At 71.8% G+C, this 21,671-nt stretch carries 24 protein-coding genes; 14 read left to right on the top strand and 10 right to left on the bottom strand.

All coding sequences use genetic code 11. The features are described 5' to 3' along the window. Positions 1-15: 15 nt before the first annotated feature. Together ABT008_RS08605 and ABT008_RS08600 are read right to left on the bottom strand one after the other, a co-directional pair. Complete coding sequence (locus tag ABT008_RS08605; RefSeq protein ID WP_350694820.1) at positions 16-1,215, bottom strand: sensor histidine kinase; 1,200 nt, start codon at positions 1,213-1,215, stop codon at positions 16-18. Positions 1,216-1,294: 79 nt separating this feature from the next. Further along, positions 1,295-2,209 carry a RecB family exonuclease gene (locus ABT008_RS08600; protein ID WP_350694818.1) on the bottom strand — a complete coding sequence of 305 codons (915 nt, stop codon included), beginning with the start codon at positions 2,207-2,209 and terminating at the stop codon, positions 1,295-1,297. A 124-nt stretch (positions 2,210-2,333) separates the two neighbouring features. Between ABT008_RS08600 and ABT008_RS08595 the strand changes: the two genes are divergently transcribed. The 3 genes from ABT008_RS08595 (at position 2,334) to ABT008_RS08585 (ending at position 5,214) form a co-directional block, all read left to right on the top strand. Further along, a complete protein-coding gene (locus ABT008_RS08595) occupies positions 2,334-3,536 on the top strand; it encodes a site-2 protease family protein (RefSeq protein WP_350694953.1) in 1,203 nt (400 codons plus the stop codon). A gap of 41 nt (positions 3,537-3,577) precedes the next feature. After that, a complete protein-coding gene (locus ABT008_RS08590) occupies positions 3,578-4,543 on the top strand; it encodes a tRNA (adenine-N1)-methyltransferase (RefSeq protein WP_350694951.1) in 966 nt (321 codons plus the stop codon). Positions 4,544-4,641: 98 nt separating this feature from the next. Next, entirely contained in the window at positions 4,642-5,214 is a 573-nt protein-coding gene (locus ABT008_RS08585; protein WP_117227855.1) for a hypothetical protein, read from the top strand. 41 nt (positions 5,215-5,255) lie between these two features. Here the strand turns inward: ABT008_RS08585 and ABT008_RS08580 are convergent, their stop codons facing one another. Beyond that, on the bottom strand, positions 5,256-5,549 hold the full coding sequence (locus ABT008_RS08580) for a ferredoxin (protein WP_350694950.1): 294 nt from the start codon (positions 5,547-5,549) through the stop codon (positions 5,256-5,258). Positions 5,550-5,727: 178 nt separating this feature from the next. On the opposite strand from ABT008_RS08580, the gene arc reads away from it, so the two are divergent. The 7 genes from arc to prcA all read left to right on the top strand — a co-directional run bounded on the left by arc (position 5,728) and on the right by prcA (position 11,652). Next, positions 5,728-7,509: a proteasome ATPase gene (arc, locus tag ABT008_RS08575; protein WP_350694816.1), complete on the top strand. Its 1,782-nt coding sequence runs from the start codon at positions 5,728-5,730 to the stop codon at positions 7,507-7,509. A gap of 99 nt (positions 7,510-7,608) precedes the next feature. Beyond that, on the top strand, positions 7,609-7,755 hold the full coding sequence (locus ABT008_RS08570; protein ID WP_350694814.1) for a hypothetical protein: 147 nt from the start codon (positions 7,609-7,611) through the stop codon (positions 7,753-7,755). A gap of 110 nt (positions 7,756-7,865) precedes the next feature. Next, positions 7,866-9,383 carry a depupylase/deamidase Dop gene (gene dop, locus ABT008_RS08565; RefSeq protein WP_350694812.1) on the top strand — a complete coding sequence of 506 codons (1,518 nt, stop codon included), beginning with the start codon at positions 7,866-7,868 and terminating at the stop codon, positions 9,381-9,383. Between the two features lie 118 nt (positions 9,384-9,501). After that, entirely contained in the window at positions 9,502-9,717 is a 216-nt protein-coding gene (locus ABT008_RS08560) for a ubiquitin-like protein Pup (protein WP_111218203.1), read from the top strand. Between the two features lie 69 nt (positions 9,718-9,786). Further along, positions 9,787-9,996, top strand: a complete 210-nt coding sequence (locus ABT008_RS08555; RefSeq protein WP_350694810.1) for an endonuclease domain-containing protein — start codon at positions 9,787-9,789, stop codon at positions 9,994-9,996. After that, a complete protein-coding gene (prcB, locus tag ABT008_RS08550; RefSeq protein WP_350694809.1) occupies positions 9,915-10,754 on the top strand; it encodes a proteasome subunit beta in 840 nt (279 codons plus the stop codon). Before ABT008_RS08555 ends, prcB begins: the two co-directional genes overlap by 82 nt. A gap of 64 nt (positions 10,755-10,818) precedes the next feature. Continuing rightward, a complete protein-coding gene (gene prcA / locus ABT008_RS08545) occupies positions 10,819-11,652 on the top strand; it encodes a proteasome subunit alpha (protein ID WP_350694808.1) in 834 nt (277 codons plus the stop codon). Between the two features lie 118 nt (positions 11,653-11,770). Here prcA and ABT008_RS08540 read toward each other — a convergent pair whose 3' ends face one another. Genes ABT008_RS08540 through rfbB form a run of 6 tightly spaced genes read right to left on the bottom strand, consistent with a single transcriptional unit; the run spans position 11,771 to position 17,029 of the window. Next, positions 11,771-12,799, bottom strand: a complete 1,029-nt coding sequence (locus ABT008_RS08540) for a glycosyltransferase family 2 protein (RefSeq protein ID WP_350694807.1) — start codon at positions 12,797-12,799, stop codon at positions 11,771-11,773. Continuing rightward, positions 12,796-14,094 carry a lipopolysaccharide biosynthesis protein gene (locus tag ABT008_RS08535; protein WP_350694806.1) on the bottom strand — a complete coding sequence of 433 codons (1,299 nt, stop codon included), beginning with the start codon at positions 14,092-14,094 and terminating at the stop codon, positions 12,796-12,798. The genes ABT008_RS08540 and ABT008_RS08535 overlap by 4 nt, the downstream gene beginning before the upstream one ends. Next, positions 14,091-14,792: a glycosyltransferase family 2 protein gene (locus tag ABT008_RS08530; RefSeq protein WP_350694804.1), complete on the bottom strand. Its 702-nt coding sequence runs from the start codon at positions 14,790-14,792 to the stop codon at positions 14,091-14,093. The genes ABT008_RS08535 and ABT008_RS08530 overlap by 4 nt, the downstream gene beginning before the upstream one ends. Further along, entirely contained in the window at positions 14,785-15,156 is a 372-nt protein-coding gene (locus ABT008_RS08525) for a DUF2304 domain-containing protein (protein ID WP_350694802.1), read from the bottom strand. The genes ABT008_RS08530 and ABT008_RS08525 overlap by 8 nt, the downstream gene beginning before the upstream one ends. After that, entirely contained in the window at positions 15,153-16,031 is an 879-nt protein-coding gene (rfbD, locus tag ABT008_RS08520; RefSeq protein ID WP_350694801.1) for a dTDP-4-dehydrorhamnose reductase, read from the bottom strand. Before rfbD ends, ABT008_RS08525 begins: the two co-directional genes overlap by 4 nt. Further along, complete coding sequence (gene rfbB, locus ABT008_RS08515; RefSeq protein WP_350694799.1) at positions 16,028-17,029, bottom strand: dTDP-glucose 4,6-dehydratase; 1,002 nt, start codon at positions 17,027-17,029, stop codon at positions 16,028-16,030. Before rfbB ends, rfbD begins: the two co-directional genes overlap by 4 nt. An 84-nt stretch (positions 17,030-17,113) precedes the next feature. Here rfbB and rfbA point away from each other — a divergent pair, with 84 nt between their 5' ends. From rfbA to ABT008_RS08495, 4 genes are all read left to right on the top strand, one after another. Next, entirely contained in the window at positions 17,114-18,025 is a 912-nt protein-coding gene (gene rfbA, locus ABT008_RS08510; protein ID WP_350694797.1) for a glucose-1-phosphate thymidylyltransferase RfbA, read from the top strand. Then, positions 18,022-18,639, top strand: a complete 618-nt coding sequence (locus ABT008_RS08505) for a dTDP-4-dehydrorhamnose 3,5-epimerase family protein (protein WP_350694795.1) — start codon at positions 18,022-18,024, stop codon at positions 18,637-18,639. Before rfbA ends, ABT008_RS08505 begins: the two co-directional genes overlap by 4 nt. Before the next feature lie 69 nt (positions 18,640-18,708). After that, positions 18,709-20,067, top strand: a complete 1,359-nt coding sequence (gene pafA, locus ABT008_RS08500; protein ID WP_350694793.1) for a Pup--protein ligase — start codon at positions 18,709-18,711, stop codon at positions 20,065-20,067. A gap of 57 nt (positions 20,068-20,124) precedes the next feature. Continuing rightward, complete coding sequence (locus ABT008_RS08495; RefSeq protein ID WP_350694791.1) at positions 20,125-20,310, top strand: hypothetical protein; 186 nt, start codon at positions 20,125-20,127, stop codon at positions 20,308-20,310. Positions 20,311-20,502: 192 nt separating this feature from the next. Here ABT008_RS08495 and ABT008_RS08490 read toward each other — a convergent pair whose 3' ends face one another. Continuing rightward, the gene (locus ABT008_RS08490) at positions 20,503-21,615 is read right to left on the bottom strand and encodes a DUF3866 family protein (protein ID WP_350694790.1); all 1,113 of its coding nucleotides are present in this window, start codon (positions 21,613-21,615) and stop codon (positions 20,503-20,505) included. Positions 21,616-21,671 lie beyond the last annotated feature (56 nt).

Raw genomic sequence — 21,671 nt, 5'->3', positions numbered from 1 at the left:
CCTCCACGTTCGCCGTCACCTGGACGTCCCGGCGTCCAGCAGGGTCTCCACCGGGATCCTCGCGTGCACCCGGTAACCACCGCCGGGCCGCGCGCCGGTGCGCAGGACACCACCGTAGAGGGCGACCCGCTCCCGCATCCCGACCAATCCGTGCCCGACCCGGTCGGTGTCCGGCGTCGGGCCCCGACCGGTGTCGGTGACCTCGACCTCCACCGCGTCGTCGGCGAAGCTCACCCGGACCTGCGCGGTGGCCGTACCGGCGTGCTTGAGCGCGTTCGTCAGCGCCTCCTGCACGATCCGGTACACGGTCAGCGCCTCGCCCTCCGCCAACGCGGCGGGCGCGCCCCGCACCGTCAGCGTCACCGGCAGACCCGCCTCGCGTACCTGCTCGGCCAGCGCCTCGATGCCGGCGATCCCCGGCTGCGGGGCCAACTCGGCCGCCGGCTCCGCCTCGGTACGCAGCACGTCGAGCAGCCGGCGCAGCTCCCGCAGGGTGGCCCGGCTGGTCTCCTCGATGGTGCCGATCGCCTCCTCGGCGGCGTCCGGGTCACGCCGCAGCACCCGCCGTACCCCGGTGGCCAGCACGCCCATCACGCTCACGTGGTGGGCCACCACGTCGTGCAGTTCCCGGGCGATGCGCCGCCGCTCGTCGGCGACCGCCTGCTCGGCCAGGGCGCGCTGGGTGGCCTCGGCGATCCGGGCCCGCTCCCGCAGCGCCTGGGTGCTGGCCCGCCGGGCGTGCACCGTACGGCCCACCGAGAACGACACGATGCCGATCAGGAGGTTGTTCGCCACCAGGTAGGCGGAGTTGACCTGCGGCATGGCCTCGAAGGGCGTCAGCGTGGCCACCAGCGCCACCGGCAGCCAGAGCACCACCGCCGCGACCACCGCCGGGCGCACCGGCCGGTACGCGGCCATCGTGTAGGTGAGCACCACGAAGGTGAAGCTCTGCGTCGCCGGGGAGACCTCCAGCGTGAGCGGCAGGGCCAGGGTCGCCAGCGAGGCCAGCACCGCCGGCCACGGTGCCGTGCGGCGCACCAGCACGGGCGCGGCGCACACCAGGCTCCAGCCCATCGCGGCGAAGATTGGCCGGGGCCAGAAGTCCCGTGGCGTCAGCAGGGTGAGCACGACCTCCGCGACCACCAGCCCGACGACCAGCAGCCCGTCCGCGGCCAGCGGGTGCCGCCGCAGCCAGTCCCTCGGATCCGTACCCACGCTCCGACGCTATCCGCCCGTTCGGGCGAAAGATCGTCTCCTGCGGTGACCTGCTCTCCTCCCTGGGGAGGAGAGGTCCCTACTCGTCGGCGCCCGGAGCCGCCGGGCGGGACCGGGCGTCGCGCAGCGGATCCGCCGCCGCGACCTGCTCGGGAAAGGGCGGCGGGGTGCCGCCGAAGGTGGGGCACCGGGCCTGGTGGCTGCACCAGTCGCAGAGCCGGCTCGGCCGGGGACGGAAGTCCTGGTTGGCGGTGGCCTGCTCGATCGCCCGCCACAACGCCACCACGGTGCGCTCGAAGCGCACCAGCTCCTCGGCGTCGGGCGCGTAGTCGCACACCTCGGCGTCCTTGAGATAGAGCAGCCGCAGCACCTTGGGCACCACGCCCCGGGTCCGCCAGAGCACCAGCGCATAGAACTTGAGCTGGAACAGGGCGCGGGCCTCGAACGCCTCCCGCGGTGCGCCGCCGGTCTTGTAGTCGACCACCCGCAGCGCGCCGTCCGGCGCCACGTCGAGCCGGTCCAGGTAGCCCCGGATCAACAGCTCGTCGTCGACCACCGCCGAGATCAGACTCTCCCGCTCGGCCGGCTCCAGGCGGCGCGGGTCCTCGACCGTGAAGTAGCCCTCCAGCAGCGCCGCCGCCGAGGTCAGGAACTGCGTCACGGCGGCCGGGTCGTCACCCTCGAAGATCCCGGACAGCTCCGGCTGCTCGGTGACCAACCGGTCCCACTGCGGCGCCACCAGGTCACCGGCCGCCTCCGGGGTACGCCCGGCCGACGGCAGGTCGAACAGGCGCTCCAGCACCGCGTGCACCAGCGTGCCCCGGGCCTGCTCGACGGTGGTCCGCTCGGGGAGACGGTCGATGCTGCGGAAGCGGTAGAGCAGCGGGCAGGTCTTGAAGTCGGCCGCCCGCGACGGCGAGAGTGAGGCGCGCACCGTCGCCGGCGGTTGCGTCGGAGTCGGGGCCTGTCGAGTGATCACCGGATCCGCCGTCATGTCCGGAAGGTTAGGGCACGAGTGTGACAGGACCACCGGCACCGCACCGGGAGGTGATCTCCCGCCGCGTAGCATCGGGCCGGTGGAACAAGGGAGTCGACCGCGCGCCGGCCGGCGTACCGGCATGCGGGTGGGCCGGGTCTTCGGGGTGCCGCTGTACCTGAACGCCTCGATCCTGCTGCTCGCCGTACTGATCATCGTGCTCTACGGGGAGCTGGCCGGCCAGCGCCTGCAACTCTCCCCGCTCGGCGGTTACCTGGTCGGCGCCGGGTTCGTCGTGTCGCTGCTCGGCTCGGTGCTCCTGCACGAACTCGGGCACGCCCTCACCGCCCGACGGTTCGGCATCGGGGTGCGCGGGATCACCCTGGAACTGCTCGGCGGGTACACCGAGATGGACCGCGACGCCCCGTCCCCCCGGGTCGACCTGTACGTGTCCCTGGCCGGTCCGGCGGTCTCCGCGGTGCTCGGGGCGATCGCGGTCGCCGCCACGCTGGCCCTGCCCGACCGCACCGTGGCCGACCAACTGGCGTTCCAACTGGCGGCGAGCAACATCATCGTCGCGGTCTTCAACATCCTGCCCGGCCTGCCGCTGGACGGCGGGCGGGCACTGCGGGCGGTGATCTGGGCGGTCACCCGCAACCGGCACGCCGCCACCGAGATCGCCGGCTGGGCCGGGCGGGTCCTCGCCGTCGGCACCGCCCTGCTGGTGGCGGTGCTCTACGCGGTGGACGTGCTGAGCCTGCTCGCCCTGCCGCTGACGGCACTGGTCGCGCTCACCCTCTGGCACGGCGCCGGGCAGTCGATCCGGATGTCCCGGATCGGCCGCCGGCTGCCCCTGGTCGACCTGGCCCGGCTGGCCCGACCGACCTTCGGCGTACCCACCGGCACCCCGCTCGCCGAGGCACAGCGTCGCGCCGCCGAGGCGGCGGCGCAGCGGTCCGCGACAGTGGAGCCGCACGCGACCGGGGTGACCTCGCCGGACGTCGGAGCGTCGAGCGCCGTCGGTCCCGACGACCGGGCGCGGGGGTCGAGCGCGGCGCTGCTGGTCACCGACTCGGCGGGACGGCCGGTGGCGGTGGTGGACCCGGCCGCCGCGGCGGCCGTGCCGGAGGCCCGCCGCCCCTGGATCGCCGTCGACGCGGTGGCGCGTTCCATCGCCGACCTGCCCACCCTGCCGGTCGAGACCGACGGGGAACGGGTGCTGGAGGGGGTGCAGGCCCACCCGGCCGCGCAGTACCTCGTGACGGCAGGCGAAGATGTCGTCGGCATTCTGCACATCGCGGATCTGGCGCGACTGCTCGAACCTCACCGGAAGATGAACACGTGACCGTGACCCACTCCGCCGGCCCGGCCACCCCGGGCACCGAACTGCCCGCCGAGAAAGCGGAGCCGCCCGCCGTGCACCGCGGGCCGTTCCGCCCCGGTGACCGGGTGCAGCTGACCGACCCGAAGGGCCGGATGCACACCATCACCCTGGAGCCGGGCAAGGAGTTCCACACCCACCGGGGCATCCTCGCGCACGACGCGCTGATCGGCCTGCCCGACGGCAGCGTGGTCAGCACCTCCGGCGGGGGCACCGCCTTCCTGGCGCTGCGTCCGCTGCTGTCGGACTACGTGCTGTCGATGCCGCGCGGCGCCCAGGTGATCTATCCCAAGGACTCGGCGCAGATCGTCGCCATGGGCGACATCTTCCCGGGCGCGAAGGTCCTGGAGGCGGGCGCCGGCTCCGGCGCGCTGAGCTGCTCGCTGCTGCGGGCCGTGGGCGCCTCCGGCGAGTTGCACTCGTACGAGGTGCGGGACGACTTCGCCCAGATCGCCCGGCGTAACGTCGAGGCGTTCTTCAACGGGCCGCACCCCGCCTGGCACCTGCACGTGGGCGAGGTGGCCGGGTGCCCGGAGACCGGCTTCGACCGGATCATCCTGGACATGCTGACCCCGTGGGAGAACCTCGACATGGTCGAGCGGGCGCTGCTGCCCGGCGGTGTGTTCATCGGCTACGTGGCCACCACCCCACAGTTGTCCGAGCTGGTCGAGGCGCTGCGCGAGCGGGGTGGCTGGACCGAGCCGCGGGCCTGGGAGTCGCTGGTGCGGGACTGGCACGCCGAGGGGCTGGCGGTCCGGCCCGACCACCGGATGATCGCCCACACCGCCTTCCTTGTCTCCGCGCGTAAGCTCGCCCCCGGAGTCACCGCCCCGCCCCGCCGGCGCAAGCCCAGCAAGGGCAGCGAGGCGTACGCGCAACGGCGCCAGGCGCTGCGCGCGGCGGAGGCAGCCCGACAGGCACCGACCGACGGTGCCGAACCCGACACGACGCAGGAGACGGACAGGCCGTGACGGCGGATTGGGGCGGCGCGGAGTGAACGGGCTGATCCTCGACGCGGGTCGACGTGGGCCGGTGCTGCCGGTCCGGGCCGGCGGGGTGGGGTGACGGCATGAGCCGTCCCGGTTTCGGCGGTGGCGACCTGCCGGCGGTCTTTCCGGACTGGTCCCCCTACACCGACCTCGAATCGGCGGCCCGCGCCTACCTGCGGGACCCCGACGTGGCCCTGGAGGCACTCGGCGGCGTGCTGCGCGGCGCCTCGGTGCTCGGCTTCACGCTGGAACGCTTCGTCAACGAGGTCAACGGGGTGTGGCAGGAGGTCGTCGTCTGCGACGGCAGCCGGCTGGTGCTCTGGCACGGCGAGGACGTGCCACCGGGGGAGGGCCCGCCCGGTTCGATGACCTCGTCCCTGCGGGTGGTGCCGGTCTCCTCGGTCACCGAGGTGGGCTGCCGACGTCGGCTGTTCCGCCACGACAACGGTGAGATCCGGGTCGACAGCATCGACGTCTACCTGCTGCTGACCTCGCTGGACGAGTCACCGCCAAGCGAGGAGGCCGCCGGTGGGCCCCGGCACGACGCGCTGCGGTTCGGCAAGACGCTCGACGACGGCGGTGCCGGGCAGATCGCCCGTCTGGAGGAGTTCGCCCGGCTGGTCGCCTCGGTGGTCGGCCGGCCACTGCTGTAGCGGCCGGTCGCCCGGCCGTCGCCGTAGCTCGGCCGGGCCGGTCAGTCCTCGGCGTCCGGGCCGGCCACCTCGACGCCGTCGCTGCCGCGTACGACGTGGATGCACTCGCCCGGGCACTCCTTCGCCGAGTCGATCACCTCAAGGCGCAGGTGCTCCGGCACGTCCACCCGGGCGCCCGGGGCCTGCTGGAGCTCGCCGTCGGGGCCCTTGACGTAGGCCAGGCCGTCGACGTCGAACTCGAAGACGTCCGGCGCGTACTGCACGCACAACCCGTCACCCGTGCACAGGTCCTGATCCACCCAGACCTGCAGTTGGTCGGTCGCGACCTCGACCACCGGTGCACCCCCCATGTTCTCCCGTCCCACCCCACGACGGTACCCGAATGCCCGTACCCGCCCAGCTACCCACCCTTGGCGATCAAGCTTCGGTGACGGGCGCGTTGCGGAGGACCGAATCGGGCTCATAGCGGCTAGTGTTAGGGCAGAACGTTCGAGCCCCCCGGGGAGGTGGGACGTGGCACGCAGCGACGACGCGGACTCGCGCGCCGCACGGTGGGAGAAGGAGGCCCACGATCTCTCCACGCAGGTCGCGTTCCTGCAAGAGGAACTCGCTCTCGTGCGGCGCAAGTTGACCGAAAGCCCCCGACACGTCCGGCAGCTCGAAGAGCGGCTGGCGGCCACCCAGGCGCAGTTGGCGCGGCTGACCGAGAACAACGAACGGCTCGTGAGCACCTTGAAGGAGGCTCGCGCGCAGATCGTGACGCTCAAAGAGGAGATCGACCGTCTCGCCCAGCCCCCCAGTGGCTACGGCGTCTTCCTGGCCCGGCACGAGGACGGCACGGTCGACGTCTTCACCGGCGGGCGCAAACTGCGCGTGGCCGTCTCACCCTCGCTGGACGTGGGTGAGCTGCGACGCGGCCAGGAGGTCCTGCTCAACGACGCACTCAACATCGTCGACGCGTTCGGGTTCGAGCGGGTCGGCGAGGTGGTCATGCTCAAGGAGGTGCTGGCGGGCCCCGACGGTGTCCCGGGCGACCGGGCGCTGGTGGTCTCGCACTCCGACGAGGAGCGGATCGTGCACCTGGCCGAGACCCTGATCGGCAGTGCGATCCGGGCCGGCGACTCGCTCATGATCGAACCCCGCTCGGCGTACGCGTACGAGCGGATTCCCAAGAGCGAGGTCGAGGAACTGGTCCTGGAGGAGGTGCCGGACGTCGACTACGCCGACATCGGCGGCCTGCAGTCCCAGATCGAGCAGATCAGGGACGCGGTGGAACTCCCGTTCCTGCACGCCGACCTGTTCCGGGAGCACCAGCTCCGGCCGCCGAAGGGCATCCTGCTCTACGGTCCGCCCGGCTGCGGTAAGACGCTCATCGCCAAGGCGGTCGCCAACTCGTTGGCGAAGAAGATCGCCGAGCGGCGGGGTGAGGAGAAGCACACCAGCTTCTTCCTCAACATCAAGGGTCCTGAGCTGCTCAACAAGTACGTCGGTGAGACCGAGCGGCACATCCGGCTGATCTTCCAGCGGGCGCGGGAGAAGGCCGGCGAGGGCACTCCGGTGATCGTCTTCTTCGACGAGATGGACTCGATCTTCCGGACCCGAGGCTCCGGTGTCTCCTCCGACGTGGAGAACACCATCGTCCCGCAGCTTCTCAGCGAGATCGACGGTGTCGAGGGCCTGGAGAACGTCATCGTCATCGGTGCCTCCAACCGGGAGGACATGATCGACCCGGCGATCCTGCGGCCGGGTCGGCTCGACGTGAAGATCAAGATCGAGCGTCCGGACGCCGAGGCGGCCAAGGACATCTTCTCCAAGTACATCCTCTCCGGCCTGCCGCTCTCCGCGGACGACCTGGCCGAACACGGTCAGGACGCCCAGGCCACCGTCGCGGCGATGATCGACGCGGTGGTGCTGCGGATGTACTCGGAGACCGAGGAGAACCGCTTCCTCGAGGTCACCTACGCCAACGGCGACAAGGAGGTCCTGTACTTCAAGGACTTCAACTCGGGCGCGATGATCCAGAACATCGTGGACCGTGGCAAGAAGATGGCCATCAAGGAGTTCCTCACCTCCGGTCGCAAGGGGCTCCGCCTGCAGCACCTGCTCGACGCGTGCGTCGACGAGTTCCGCGAGAACGAGGACCTGCCCAACACCACCAACCCCGACGACTGGGCCCGCATCTCCGGTAAGAAGGGCGAGCGGATCGTCTACATCCGCACGCTCGTCTCCGGCGGCAAGGGCGCCGAAGCCGGTCGCTCAATCGAGACCGCGAGCAACACCGGCCAGTACCTCTGACCGGTCGCGCCACCGGGGCCCGTGACGCGATGTCACGGGCCCCGTCGCGTACCTCCGCGCGGCGGTGAGGACGTCGTCGAACCGGGTCGGACCTGGCAGATGCTGCACGCGACGCCCGGCCGGATCCGCCTGGTGGCCACCGACTCCGGCGAGCACTCCCGGGCCAGGAGACTGCGGCGTTCGCTGCCCGGGATACGCGAGCGGGTCACCGTCGAGGCCATGATCGTCGAGCGGTCCGGGGACTGAGCGGTGCGACCCGTGGCGTTCCGACCCCACCGGCACCGCCCCGCGTGCGCGAGCGGCGACTACGCTCGACGTGACGGGGGACCGGTCGGGCAAGCGAAGCGGGTAGGTCGATGAGCGTAAGACGGATCATGGGCACCGAGGTCGAGTACGGCATTTCCGTGCCCGGTCAGGCCGGTGCCAACCCGATGGTCACCTCCTCCCAGGTGGTGAACGCCTACGGCGCCCGCCCGGAACTGAACCGGGGCGGTCGGGCCCGGTGGGACTATGAGGAGGAGTCACCGCTGCGGGACGCCCGCGGCTTCACCTACTCCGGGGCCGCGTACGACCCGGCCGAGGCGCTCGCCGACGACGACCTCGGGCTGGCCAACGTGATCCTCACCAACGGGGCCCGGCTCTACGTCGACCACGCGCACCCGGAGTACTCCACTCCGGAGGTGACCAACCCTCGGGACCTGGTGCGCTGGGACAAGGCGGGGGAGCGGGTGATGGCCGAGGCGGCGCGCCGGGCGGCCACCATCCCGGGCAGCGCGCCGATCCACCTCTACAAGAACAACACCGACAACAAGGGCGCCAGCTACGGCGCGCACGAGAACTACCTCATGCGCCGGCAGACCGCCTTCGCCGACATCGTGGCGTACCTGACCCCGTTCTTCGTGACCCGGCAGATCGTCTGCGGCGCCGGTCGCGTCGGCATCGGGCAGGACGGCGGCCAGAGCGGCTTCCAGATCTCGCAGCGGGCCGACTTCTTCGAGGTCGAGGTGGGGCTGGAGACCACGCTCAAGCGGCCCATCATCAACACCCGGGACGAGCCGCACGCCGACGCCGACAAGTACCGCCGCCTGCACGTCATCATCGGCGACGCGAACCTGTCGGAGATCTCCACCTACCTCAAGGTGGGCACCAGCGCGCTGATCCTCACCATGATCGAGGAGAAGGCGCTCGGCCCCGACCTCGGTATCGCCGACCCGGTCGGTGAACTCCGCGCGGTCAGTCACGATCCGTCGCTGACCCACCGGATGCGGCTGCGCGACGGCCGCCGGCTGACCGCGTTGGACGTCCAGTGGGCGTACCTGGAGCGGGTGCGGGCCTTCGTGGAGGACCGGTACGGCAGCGACGTCGACGAGCAGACCACCGACGTGCTGGACCGGTGGGAGAACGTGCTGGACCGGCTCGGCCGCGACGTCATGCTCTGCGCCGACGAGCTGGACTGGGTGGCCAAGCTGCGGCTGCTGGAGGGCTACCGGGAGCGGGAGAAGCTCGGGTGGGGCTCGCACAAGCTCCAACTGGTCGACCTGCAGTACTCCGACGTCCGTCCGGAGAAGGGGCTCTACCACCGCCTGGTCTCGCGGGGGGCGATGAAGACGCTGCTGCCCGAGGCCGAGACGCAGGCCGCGATGACCGAGCCGCCGGAGGACACCCGCGCCTACTTCCGGGGCCGCTGCCTGGCGCAGTACGCCTCCGAGGTGGTCGCCGCCAGTTGGGACTCGGTGATCTTCGACGTCGGGCGGGAGTCGCTGGTCCGGGTGCCGATGATGGAGCCGGAGCGGGGCACCCGGCGGCACGTGGGTGCGCTGTTCGACAAGTGTGCCAGTGCCAAGGACCTGCTGGAGACGCTGACCGGCGGCTGAGCCGTACCGGCCGTGCTCTCGTTCGGTGCTCGCGCGCCGGTCCGGTACCGGCGCGCGACGGGCGTTTCGTCGTTCCCGCGAGGTAAGTTCATCGCAGGCGATCGTGGAGGAGGCAACAGTGGCCACTCGTGACAGCGGCGGTCAGTCGCAGACGGGCAAGTCCCGTCAGGGTGAGGAGATCGAGGACGTCACCGTCGAGGCGAACCCGGAGGTCGCCGAGCGGCACGCCGAGATCACCGAGGACGTGGACGATCTGCTCGACGAGATCGACTCCGTCCTGGAGGAGAACGCCGAGGAGTTCGTGAGGGGGTACGTCCAGAAGGGCGGAGAATAGGACTAGTGTCCGGTTCTCCGGCCGTGCCGCAACCGCTGCGCGGTATGTGGTGAACCCGATCCGGAACTTGTGGACCACGATCATCGCACCGGGTGGGTGCGCGGGATAATCTGCTTCAACTGCACCGGTGGTCTTGGCCAGTTCCGGGACAGTCCTACGAGGCTGGCCAGGGCCATCACGTACCTGAGAGGAACCACGTGGCAGCGGGTTTTGATCCATCCGGGCGTCTACCAGATGTGTTCACCAACGCGGGGACGTCCTCCTTCACCACGTTCCTGAGCAAGGTGGCCCCCGAGTTGCTGCCCGGCCGTCGGCCGCTGCCGCCGGGCATGGCCGCCGACCTGGCCCCGCACGCCACCACGATCGTCGCCATCGTCGCCGACGGCGGTGTGGTGATGGCCGGCGACCGGCGGGCCACCATGGGCAACCTGATCGCGCAGCGCGACATCGAGAAGGTCCACCCCGCCGACGCGTACTCGCTGGTGGGGATCGCCGGGACCGCCGGGATCGGCATCGAGCTGATGCGGCTGTTCCAGGTGGAGCTGGAGCACTACGAGAAGATCGAGGGCGCCATGCTCTCGCTCGACGGCAAGGCCAACCGGCTCGCCGCGATGATCCGGGGCAACCTCGGGGCGGCGATGCAGGGGCTGGCGGTGATCCCGCTGTTCGCCGGGTTCGACCTGGCGGCGAGGGACCCGGCGCGGGCCGGGCGGATCTTCAGCTTCGACGTGACCGGTGGCCCCTACGAGGAGACCGGCTACGACGCGATCGGCTCCGGTTCGCTGTTCGCCCGGTCGGCGTTGAAGAAGCGGTTCCGGCCCGGGCTCTCCGTCGACGACGCGACGCGGCTGGCGGTGGAGGCGCTCTACGACGCCGCCGACGACGACACCGCGACCGGCGGACCCGACCTGACCCGGCGGATCTTCCCGGTGGTGATGACCGCGACGGCGGAGGGGACGTACCGGCTGACCGACGCGGAGACGGCGGCGCTCGGTGAGAGCGTGGTCGCCGGTCGGATGGAGAATCCGGGCGGCTGAGCCCGTCCCCGCCCCCACCTGAACGCAGTTCCCCCAGCACAGCGCCCGAAGGAGAGCCGCCGCCGTGGCCATGCAGTTCTACGCCTCGCCCGAACAGATCATGCGCGACCGTTCCGAGCTGGCCCGCAAGGGCATCGCCCGGGGACGCAGCGCGGTGGTCCTGAGCTACGCCGGTGGGGTTCTCTTCGTCGCGGAGAACCTCTCCAGCACCCTGCACAAGGTCGGCGAGATCTACGACCGGATCGGCTTCGCGGCCGTCGGTCGCTACAACGAGTTCGAGAACCTGCGCCGGGCCGGGGTGCGGATGGCCGACCTCAACGGGTTGAGCTACGACCGGCGCGACGTCACCGGCCTGGCGCTGGCCAACACGTTCGCGCAGATCCTCGGCACGATCTTCACCGAGCAGTCCAAGCCGTTCGAGGTGGAGATCTGCGTCGCCGAGGTGGGTGCCACGTCGGAGGACGACTCGCTCTACCGCCTGACCTACGACGGTTCGGTGACGGACGAGCCGGGCCGGATGGCGATGGGCGGCCAGGCCGACGCCATCTCCGGGGTGCTCAAGTCGAACCACCGGCCGGACATGTCGCTCGGCGAGGCGGTGAAGGTGGCGGTGCAGGCGCTGGGCAGCGTCGGTGGCGAGGGCGGTGCCGCCCGGACGATCGCCGCCGACCAACTGGAGGTGGCGGTCCTGGACCGCAACCGGGTGGGGCGTACCTTCCGACGGATCACCGGTGCGGCGCTGACCGGCCTGCTCGACGGCGGCGCGGAGGGCGAGGCGGCGGCGGAGGGCGACCGGGCGGAGACCCCGACCACGCCGACCGAGGAGGCGCACAAGCCGACCACGTCGGCCGGCTCGGCGGACCTGGAGGACAAGCCGGGCGACAAGCCCGACGCCTGACGCCGTCCCGAGCCTCGACGACCTGGAGTTCCCCGGCGCCCGACAGTTCGCAACTGTCGGGCGCCGCGTCGTCCCCGGAGCCCTCGATCGCGGGCTCGCTCCAGCAACTCGCCGTAGCTCAGCGCCGCGCGAGCAGTGGCCGTACCAGCGCCCACCAGGCGGCGGCGAGGGCGTTGAAGACCCCCATCCCCGGGGGAGCGGCCACGTTCGAGGGGGCCACCCGGGCGGTCATCAGGTCGGCGATCACCCCGTCGCCGACGATGCGTTCCGACTGCAACCGGCGGCGGCGGGCGCGTACCCAGTCGCGGTGGCGCCAGAGCCAGCCCCAGCCGCGCGTCTTCTGCCGGGACCAGCCACCGGCGAGCGCGGCGGCCAGCATGGCGACCTCGGTGAGCAGCAGCATCGGTGCCAGCAGCGCCAGGGTACGGCCCTGGTAGGCGGTGAGCAGGGTCAGCAGCCGGTTACGTTCGACCAGGTAGAGCTTGAGGTCGTTGCGGGAGAACTCGTAGTGGTGCCGCACCACGGCGTCCGGCACGTACTCCAACCGCTGGCCGCGTTGCCACAGCCGCAGGCTGAGTTCGGTGTCCTCGTGGTAGGCGAAGTACTCGGTGGGGAAGCCACCCAGATCGGTCCAGCGGGACCGGCCGATCACGAAGCAGCAGCCGCTCAGCGACGGTACGACGGTCCGGCGGGCGTGTTCGCTCGCGGGTTCGCCGTTGCCGCCGGCCCAGGACAGGCCGGTGAAGTGCAGCGGGTTGCCGGAAGTGTTGATCAGGTCGGGGTCGTGGGCGAGCCGGATGGAGGCCATCGCGGCGCCCACGCCCGGTTCGGCGGCCACCGCGACCACCTTCGCGAGCGCGTCGGGGGCGACGACCGCGTCGGAGTTGACGAAGGCGAGCCAGTCGCCGGTGGCCTCGGCCGCGCCGACGTTGCACCCGCCGGAGTAACCGGTGTTCTCGTCCGGCCGGATCACCTGGACCCCCGGCAGGCCCTTGACCACGTCGATGCCGTCGCCGGTGCAGCCGTTGTCCACCACGACCAGGTCGAGGTCGACGCCGGTGCTGGCCAGGACGGCGTCGGCGGCGTCGACCAACCAGGGCTCGGGGCCGTAGGCGAGCATCACCGCGGTCACGCGAGGTGGGCTCATCGGATGCCTCCGGGGGTGCTCGCGGACACCGGGACCGCGACGGGCGGGGTGGGGGTGGTGCCCCGACGCAGCCGGGTGAGCATCACCGCGACGACCACCAGGGAACCCACCGTGTAGCCGAGTTCGACGCGCAGCGCGATACTCAGCGGGGCGAGGGTGGCGACGACCAGCGCGGCGACCCCGACGATCCACGCGACGGCCTGCGCCTGGTGCTGGTCGCGGGCGAGCAGCGCCTGCCCGAGGACCATCGCCCACAGGTAGGCCAGGGTGGCCACGCCGAGCCAGGCGAAGTCGCCGTGACCGAGGACGTCCGGGGCGTCGAAGAGGACCTGGACCAGCCACGGGCCGAGCAGCGCGGCCAGCACGCCGCCGAGCACGCCGAGCGCGGTGACGACGGCCAGGGCCCGGCGCAGCAGGGTGCCGAAGGCCGCCTGGTCGCCGGTGGCGGCGGCGGTGGACAGGCCGGGCAGCAGCGCGGCCTGCATCGAGCCGAACACGAACAACGGGATGCGGACCAGCACCAGCGCGGAGAGCAGCGCGCCGGCGGTCGCCACATCGGCCGGGGCGAGTAGCCGTACGTTGATCACGCCGACGTTGACCACGACCTGGGCGAGCAGGCTGGAGACGGTGAGCAGGGCCAGCCCGCGCAGCAGGGCCGGCCAGGGCAGGGCCGCGCCGCCACCGGCCGCCCGGATCACCGGTGGCACGGTCGACGCGACGCCCACCAGCGGGGCCACGACCAGCACCAGCGCGTACGCCATCGGCGAGTCGACCCCGGCCAGGCCGAGGAGGGCCACCAGCCCGATGCGCAGCCCGCCGTCGATCCCGAGTTGGCTGCCGTACCAGCCGAACTGCCGCAGCCCGGAGAGCACGCCCCGGGTGGTGTGTGCCACGGCCAGCGCGGCGAGTGCGCCGCAGAGCGCCCACACCAGCCCGGTGTCACCGGCGAAGAGGCGGTCGGCGAGCACGTCGGCGGCGGCGACGCAGACCAGCACCAGCAGGCCCAGCGTGACGGCGGCGACGGCGGCGCCCCGCGCCAGCACCGGGCCGGGCGGCAACCCACGGGTGCGGCGGGCGGCGACCAGCCGGGCCACCTCCTGCTCGACCGGCAGGAACACGCCGAGGCCCACGGTGAACACGAAGGACCAGAGCACCGACAGCGACGAGTAGTCCCCGGCGGTGAGGTTGTGCCCGGCCACCGCCAGGTGCACGTACGAGGCCAGGCCCACGATGGCCAGACCCGCGCCGACCGGAACGGTGCCGGGCGGGACGAGACGGAGCAGGCGACCGATCACCGGCGGATGAGGGCCAGCGTGAGCACGGCCAGCGCCCGGCCGAGATAGATCATCGCCCGGGCGGGGGAGTGGCTCGGGGTACCGGCCATCCGCCGCCGCATCGCCACGGGCACCTGGTGGATGCGGTAGCCCCGGCGGGCGGTGTGCACCAGCGTCTCGACGGTGTCGCCGAGGTACTCGGCGGGGTACCACTGGGCGAACATCTCGATCATCCGCCGGTTGGCGGCGCGGAACCCCGACGTGGTGTCGGTCAGTGTGGTGCCGGACAGCCTGGAGAGCACCATCGACAGCATCCCCATCGCCCAGCGTCGGGGTCCGTGCACGGCGTACTCGCCCTCACCGGCGAACCGGGCACCGATCACCAGGTCGTGCTCGTCGAGCAGGTCGACCAGCTTCGGCACGTACCGGGGGTCGTGCTGGCCGTCGGCGTCGATCTGCACCGCCACGTCGTAGTCGTGGTCGTACGCGTACCGGTAGCCGAGGCGCATGGCCCCGCCGACGCCGAGGTTGTACGGCAGCCGGGCGACCCGGGCACCGGCGGCGGCGGCGACTGCCGAGGTGCGGTCGGTGGAGCCGTCGTCCACCACGAGGACGTCGACGCCGGGCAGCTCGCCACGGACCTCGCGGACCACGTCGGCGATCGACCCGGCCTCGTTGAGCGCCGGGATGACGACCAGGAGCCGCTTGCCGTTAACCATCGCGGGACACCAACTCGTCCCGTGCGGCCCGGTCGGCCTCGATCTCGGCGCGGATCAGCGCGATCTCTTCGGCGAGCGTGCGGGTCTCCTCCTCCAGCGCACTGACCTCCCAGCTCAGGTGGATGCAGACGAGCAGGAGGAAGACGATGCCGAGGAAGAGCACGAGGCTGACGCCGGAGGCCACGCCGAGCAGGTCGGCGACGCCGTCGAGCAGCCGGGGGAACAGCGACAGGGGGATGACCACGAACAGCAGCCCGAGCCAGAGCATGCCGTACTTCTCGCGGAGCTGTCGGCGGCGCAGCAACTCGACGATCGTGGCCAGCAGGACCAGGCCGGTCAAGCCGGTGACCAGGGTGAGCCTCATGCGACCTTCCACGGGGAGGGTGGAGCGGCGAGGGCGAGCGCGTCGCCCAGTGTGGTGTGCCAGTCCGGGAGGGGTGACAACCCGGCGGCGGCCCATCGGTCGTGCCCTAGCACACTGTACGCCGGTCGGGCGGCGGGACGCGGGAAGCGGTCGCTGGTGGTCGGCCGGATCCGGTCCGGATCGAGCCCGTGCAGGGCGAACGCGGCCCGGGCCAGGCCGTACCAGGTGGTCTCGCCGGCGCAGGTGCCGTGGTAGACGCCGGGGGCCGCCTGACCGGCCAGGGCCGCCTCGGCCAGGGCCACCAACTGCCGCGCCAGCGCGTACGACCAGGTGGGCTGGCCCCGCTGGTCGTCCACGACGTCGAGGAACTCGCGCTGGGCCGCCAGGCCGAGCATGGTGCTGACGAAGTTGCGGCCGTGGGTGCCGTACAGCCAGGCGGTGCGGACCACGTGACCGGCGTCGGGCAGAAGCCGGGTCACGGCCCGCTCCCCGGCGCGCTTGCTCCGGCCGTACGCGTTGATCGGCGCGGTCGGCGTGTCCTCCTGGTACGGGGTGTCCGCGTCGCCCGGGAAGACGTAGTCGGTGGAGAGGTGGATCAGGCGGGCGCCGTGCGCGGCGCAGGCCGTGGCGAGGTGCGCCACCGCCGCGCCGTTGACGAGGGTGGCCGCCGCCTCGTTCGACTCGGCGCCGTCGACGTCGGTCCACGCGGCGGTGTTGATCACCACGTCGTGACCGGCCACCGCGGCGTGCACGGCGGCGGCGTCGGTGATGTCGAGGTCGGCCCGGGTGGCGGGGGTCACCGAGTGCGCGGCGGTGAGGACCTCCACCACGTCCCGTCCGAGCATCCCGCCGGCACCCGTGACCAGCGCCCTCACGCGGACTGCGCCCGGGTCAGCGGTTCCCACCAGGACCGGTTGTCCCGGTACCACCGGACGGTGTCGGCGAGGCCGGCCTCCAGCGGGATGCTGGGGGTGTACCCCAGCTCTTTGTTGATCTTCGAGATGTCCAGCGAGTAGCGACGGTCGTGGCCCTTACGGTCGGGTACCGCCACCACCCGGTCCCAGTCGGCGCCGCACGCGTCGAGCAGCAGCGCGGTCAGCTCCTTGTTGGTCAGCTCGGTGCCGCCGCCGATGTGGTAGATCTCGCCGGCGCGGCCCTGCTGCTGCACCAGCGCGATGCCCCGGCAGTGGTCGTGCACGTGCAGCCAGTCCCGCACGTTGCCGCCGTCGCCGTAGAGCGGCACGGTCCGCCCGTCGAGCAGGTTCGTCACGAACAGCGGGATGACCTTCTCCGGGAACTGGTACGGACCGTAGTTGTTGGAGCAGCGGGTCACCACCACGTCCAGACCGTGCGTGCGGTGGTACGCCAACGCCAGCAGGTCCGATCCGGCCTTCGACGCCGAGTACGGCGAGTTGGGCGCCAGCGGCCAGTCCTCGGTCCACGAACCGTCCGCGATCGAGCCGTACACCTCGTCGGTGGAGACGTGCACGAACCGTCCGGTGCCGTGCCGCAGCGCGGCGTCGAGCAGCGTCTGGGTGCCCAGCACGTTGGTGGTGACGAACGGCGCGGCCCCGGCGATCGAGCGGTCGACGTGCGACTCGGCGGCGAAGTGCACGATCACGTCGTGCCCCGGAACGACCTCGTCCACCACCTCGGCGTCGCGGATGTCGCCCCGCACGAACCGGAACCGTGGGTCGTCGCGGATCGGATCGAGATTGGCCGGGTTGCCGGAGTAGGTCAACGCGTCCAGCACGGTGACGCCCGCCGTCTGCACCGGGGAAACCCCCTGCGTGCTGCCGCCCGGCACGCCCAGCAGCAGCCGGACGTACTCCGAACCGATGAATCCGGCGCCGCCGGTGACCAGGATCCTCACGGATCCGAAAGTCTACGCGAAACAGCCGCAAACCAGCGGTTGCGCCGCGCGCCCTGTGCCGGTTCCTCCCGGTACGCTCCGCAGGTGCGTGGAATCCTGCTCGCCGGTGGCACCGGAAGCCGACTGTGGCCGATCACTCGGGCGGTGTCGAAGCAACTGATGCCGGTCTTCGACAAACCGATGATCTATTACCCGCTCTCCACCCTGGTGATGGCCGGGGTGCGGGAGATCCTGGTGATCACCACCCCCGAGGAGCAGGGCCAGTTCCTGCGCCTGCTCGGTGACGGCAGCCAGTTCGGGCTGCGCCTGGAGTACGTCGTCCAACCCCGCCCGGAGGGCATCGCCCAGGCGTTCGTGCTCGGCGCGGACTTCATCGCCGACGAGGCCGTCGCGCTGATCCTGGGCGACAACATCTTCCACGGCGTCGGCCTGGGCGGTCAGCTCGCCGCCGCGGGCGACCCCGTCGGCGGGCGGATCTTCGCCTACCCGGTGGCCAACCCACAGGCGTACGGCGTCGTGCACTTCGACGACGACGGTCGGGTGCTGTCGATCGAGGAGAAGCCGGCCCGGCCCCGGTCCCGGTACGCGGTACCCGGCCTGTACTTCTATGACAACCGGGTGGTGGAGATCGCCCGTGGCCTGACCCCGAGCGCCCGGGGCGAGCTGGAGATCACCGCGGTGAACGAGGCGTACCGGCGGGCCGGGGAGCTGTCGGTGACCGTGCTGGACCGGGGCACCGCCTGGCTGGACACCGGCACCTTCACCTCGCTGATGCAGGCCGCCGAGTTCGTCCGGGTCATTGAGGAACGGCAGGGCATGAAGATCGGCTGTGTCGAGGAGGTGGCCTGGCGGGCCGGTCTGATCGACGACGCGCAACTGCGGGCGCTGGCCGAGCCGTTGACCAGGAGCGGCTACGGCGACTACCTGCTCGACCTGCTCGCCCGCGAGCGCGGCGACCTGATCGACCGGACCGTGCCGGTGCAGGTGACCCCGTGAAGATCCGGCCACTGGGCATCGAGGGAGCCTGGGAGATCGTCCCGCAGCAGCACGGCGACGCGCGCGGGCTGTTCCTGGAGTGGTACCGCTTCGACCGGCTCGCCGAGGCGGTCGGGCATCCGCTGCGGCTGGCACAGGGCAACCTCTCCGTGTCGGCCCGCGACGTGGTGCGCGGCATCCACTTCGCCGACGTGCCGCCCGGGCAGGCCAAGTACGTCACGTGCGTGCGGGGTGCGGTGCTCGACGTGGTGGTGGACCTGCGGATCGGCTCGCCGACCTTCGGCCGCTGGGAGGGCGTACGCCTGGACGACGTGGACCGACGCGCGGTCTATCTGGCCGAGGGACTCGGCCACGGCTTCTGCGCGTTGACCGACGACGCGACGCTCAGCTACGTCTGCTCGACCACCTACAACCCCACCGGCGAGCACGCGGTGCACCCGCTCGACGAGGAGCTGGGCATCGAGTGGCCGACCGGGTCACCGCAGCTCTCCGCCCGTGACGCCGCCGCGCCGAGCCTCGCCGAGGTGCGGCAACGGGGGTTGCTGCCGGACTACGACACGTGTCGCGCGTACACGGCGGGACTGGCCGGCGCGGGGCTTCCCGGGGCGTCCTGACCTGGCCTCATCGACGCGTACGGGCCGCGACAGTGACGAACTGGGCCCCGGTACGGCTAATGTCTCATCATGGAGCGGCGAATCTTCGGTCTGGAGACCGAGTACGGCGTCACCTGCACCTACCGTGGGCAGCGGCGGCTGTCCCCTGACGAGGTAGCCAGATACCTGTTCCGCCGAGTGGTGTCCTGGGGCCGGTCGAGCAACGTCTTCCTCCGCAACGGCGCACGCCTCTATCTCGACGTCGGCTCGCACCCCGAGTACGCCACCCCGGAGTGCGACTCGGTGGTCGACCTGGTCGCCCACGACCGGGCCGGTGAGCGGATCCTGGAAGGGCTGCTCATCGACGCGGAGAAGCGGCTGCACGACGAGGGCATCGCCGGTGAGATCTACCTGTTCAAGAACAACACCGACTCGGCCGGCAACTCCTACGGCTGCCACGAGAACTACCTGGTGTCCCGGCACGGGGAGTTCGGCCGGCTCGCCGATGTCCTGATCCCGTTCCTGGTCACCCGGCAGTTGATCTGTGGCGCCGGGAAGGTGCTGCAGACGCCGCGCGGTGCCGTCTACTGCCTGTCCCAGCGGGCCGAGCACATCTGGGAGGGCGTCTCCTCGGCGACCACCCGCAGCCGTCCGATCATCAACACCCGGGACGAGCCGCACGCCGACGCCGAGCGGTACCGCCGCCTGCACGTCATCGTCGGCGACTCCAACATGAACGAGGTGACCACGCTGCTCAAGGTCGGCACCGCCGACATCGTGCTGCGGATGATCGAGGCCGGGGTGGTGATGCGCGACCTCACCCTGGAGAACCCGATCCGGGCCATCCGCGAGGTGTCGCACGACATCACCGGTCGCCGCAAGGTGCGGCTGGCCTCCGGCAAGGAGATCAGCGCCCTGGAGATCCAGCAGGAGTACCTGTCCAAGGCCACCGAGTTCGTCGAGCGGCGCGGCGGCGACCAGACCGCCAAGCGGGTGGTCGAGCTGTGGGGTCGGGTACTCAGCGCGGTGGAGAGTGGTGACCTGGAGCCGGTCTCCCGCGAGATCGACTGGGTCACCAAGCTCCGGCTGATCGAGCGCTACCAGCGCAAGCACGACCTGCCGCTGTCGCACCCCCGGGTGGCGCAGATGGACCTCGCCTACCACGACCTGCGGCGCGGGCGAGGGCTCTACGCCCTGCTGGAGCGGCGTGGCGACGTGGACCGGGTGGCCACCGACCCGGAGATCTTCGAGGCGAAGGAGACGCCGCCGCAGACCACCCGGGCCCGACTGCGGGGCGAGTTCATCCGGCACGCCCAGGAGAAGCGGCGGGACTTCACCGTCGACTGGGTGCACCTCAAGCTCAACGACCAGGCGCAGCGGACCGTGCTGTGCAAGGACCCGTTCCGGGCGTACGACGAGCGGGTGGAGCGGTTGATCGCCAGCATGTGACCGGGCGCACCCGGGCCTGTCCGCACGTCGGACGGGCCCGGGTAGGCTGGTCGGGCCATGCTTCCTCCCGAACCCCCCACCCCCGGCACCGAGCGGCAGAGTTGGCTCGAACGCCGCCGCGAGAAGGTGCGCGCCGAAGTCGAGCGCAACCGTCGAGGCGAGTACACCGTCCCCACCTGGGTGCTCGCGCTGGCCCTGGCCGCGATGATCGGCGGCTGGCTAGCCTTGATCATCTTCGCCTGAGGTGTAAGCCTGAGGTGTAAGGAAGGGCCCCCTGTTAACGCCTGCGGTATAGCAGGGGACCCCTGCTAACACGCTCTGCGAATCCCGCTCACGGCGTCGTCCGCGTGGGGTGCCAGCAGCCGCTGGCGCGATCCGTCTCGCCGCGCCTCCCGGGCCGAGTGCCAGCACGATGCGCTGGCGGCATCGGGTGCCTCAGGGGGCGGCGGGCGGCGGGGGCGTCGTCGACGTGAGGCGGGCCGCGTACCGGCCGGCTGCCGCAGCGGCCAGGAAGTAGGCATGATCGGCGTCCAGGCCGCGCCCCATCGTCGACAGCGGCACCGGGCTGCGCCGCAGCGCCGCGTCCAGGCCCGCGTCGTCGACCCGTACCAGCGTGTGCCGGTCGGCCAGCGGCGCCAGCGCGGCGTCGACCTCGGCCGTCAGCGCCGGGTCCAGGCCGTCGGGCACCACCAGCTCCGCGCGGGCCAGCGCCACCCGCCCGTACGAGGTCAGGCTGTGGTGTGAGACGCCCCGGTGTCGGGGCCGGGGGTCGGCGTCGGAGATCCGGAGCGAGCCGATCGGCCGCCCGCCCAGCGCGGCGATCGCGTTGACCGCCTCGCCCACGGCGACCCCGGAGAAACCCCATCGGGTGCCGGTGCCCAGGTTGCCCGGGCCCTGCGCCACCACGGCGACGTCGGCGTGCAGGACGTACCGGGCCGCGAGCAGCCCGGTGTGCAGGGTCGCCGCCTCCAGGTCGCCGCCGAACGCCTGCCCGACGCTGATCGTGCCGACCAACTCGTCGCGCAGCCCGGCCAGCGTCCGGGAGAACCAGGCGGGCAGCGCCCCACCGTCGGTGAGCAGGTACGCCACCCGCGCGTGCGGCGCGTCGGCCCGGATGCCGGCCAGGATCGCCGGCAACGCCGAGTGCAGGTCGGCGGTCACCACCGGCAGACCGCCCAGCTCCTCGGCCGCGGCCAGCACCTCGCGGTGCGGCGACGCCTCCTCGTCCACTCCGAGCAGGATCGGCTGCAACGGGGTGTAACGCGCCTTGACCAGGTGGCCCGCGTCGCGGGAGTCGAGGGACTGCGGGGGGTCCGGCGGCAGCCGGTCGGGCATCGCCACCACCAGGGCGTACCCGCCGGTTCCCAGCCCCATCAGCAGTGCTCCGGCGTTGAGCAGCACCCGGTCACCGGGCTCGGGCTCACCCACCAGCTCCGGGTACGCCAGCGCGCGCATCGATGTGCCGTCGGTCAGCTCGACGTCGAGTTCCACGGCTCCGGTCCACCGTCGCCGCAGTGCCACCACCACGCCCGCCCGCCATCGCACCATCCCCGCACGCTAACCCCCACCCCGCCGCCCGCTCACGCCCGGGTACGGATGTAAGG

The organism is Micromonospora sp. NPDC002389, assembly GCF_040296095.1.
Lineage (GTDB): Bacteria > Actinomycetota > Actinomycetes > Mycobacteriales > Micromonosporaceae > Micromonospora.
Note: the sequence above shows the minus strand (reverse complement) of the source record. Positions and strands in the feature narration are given on the sequence as shown.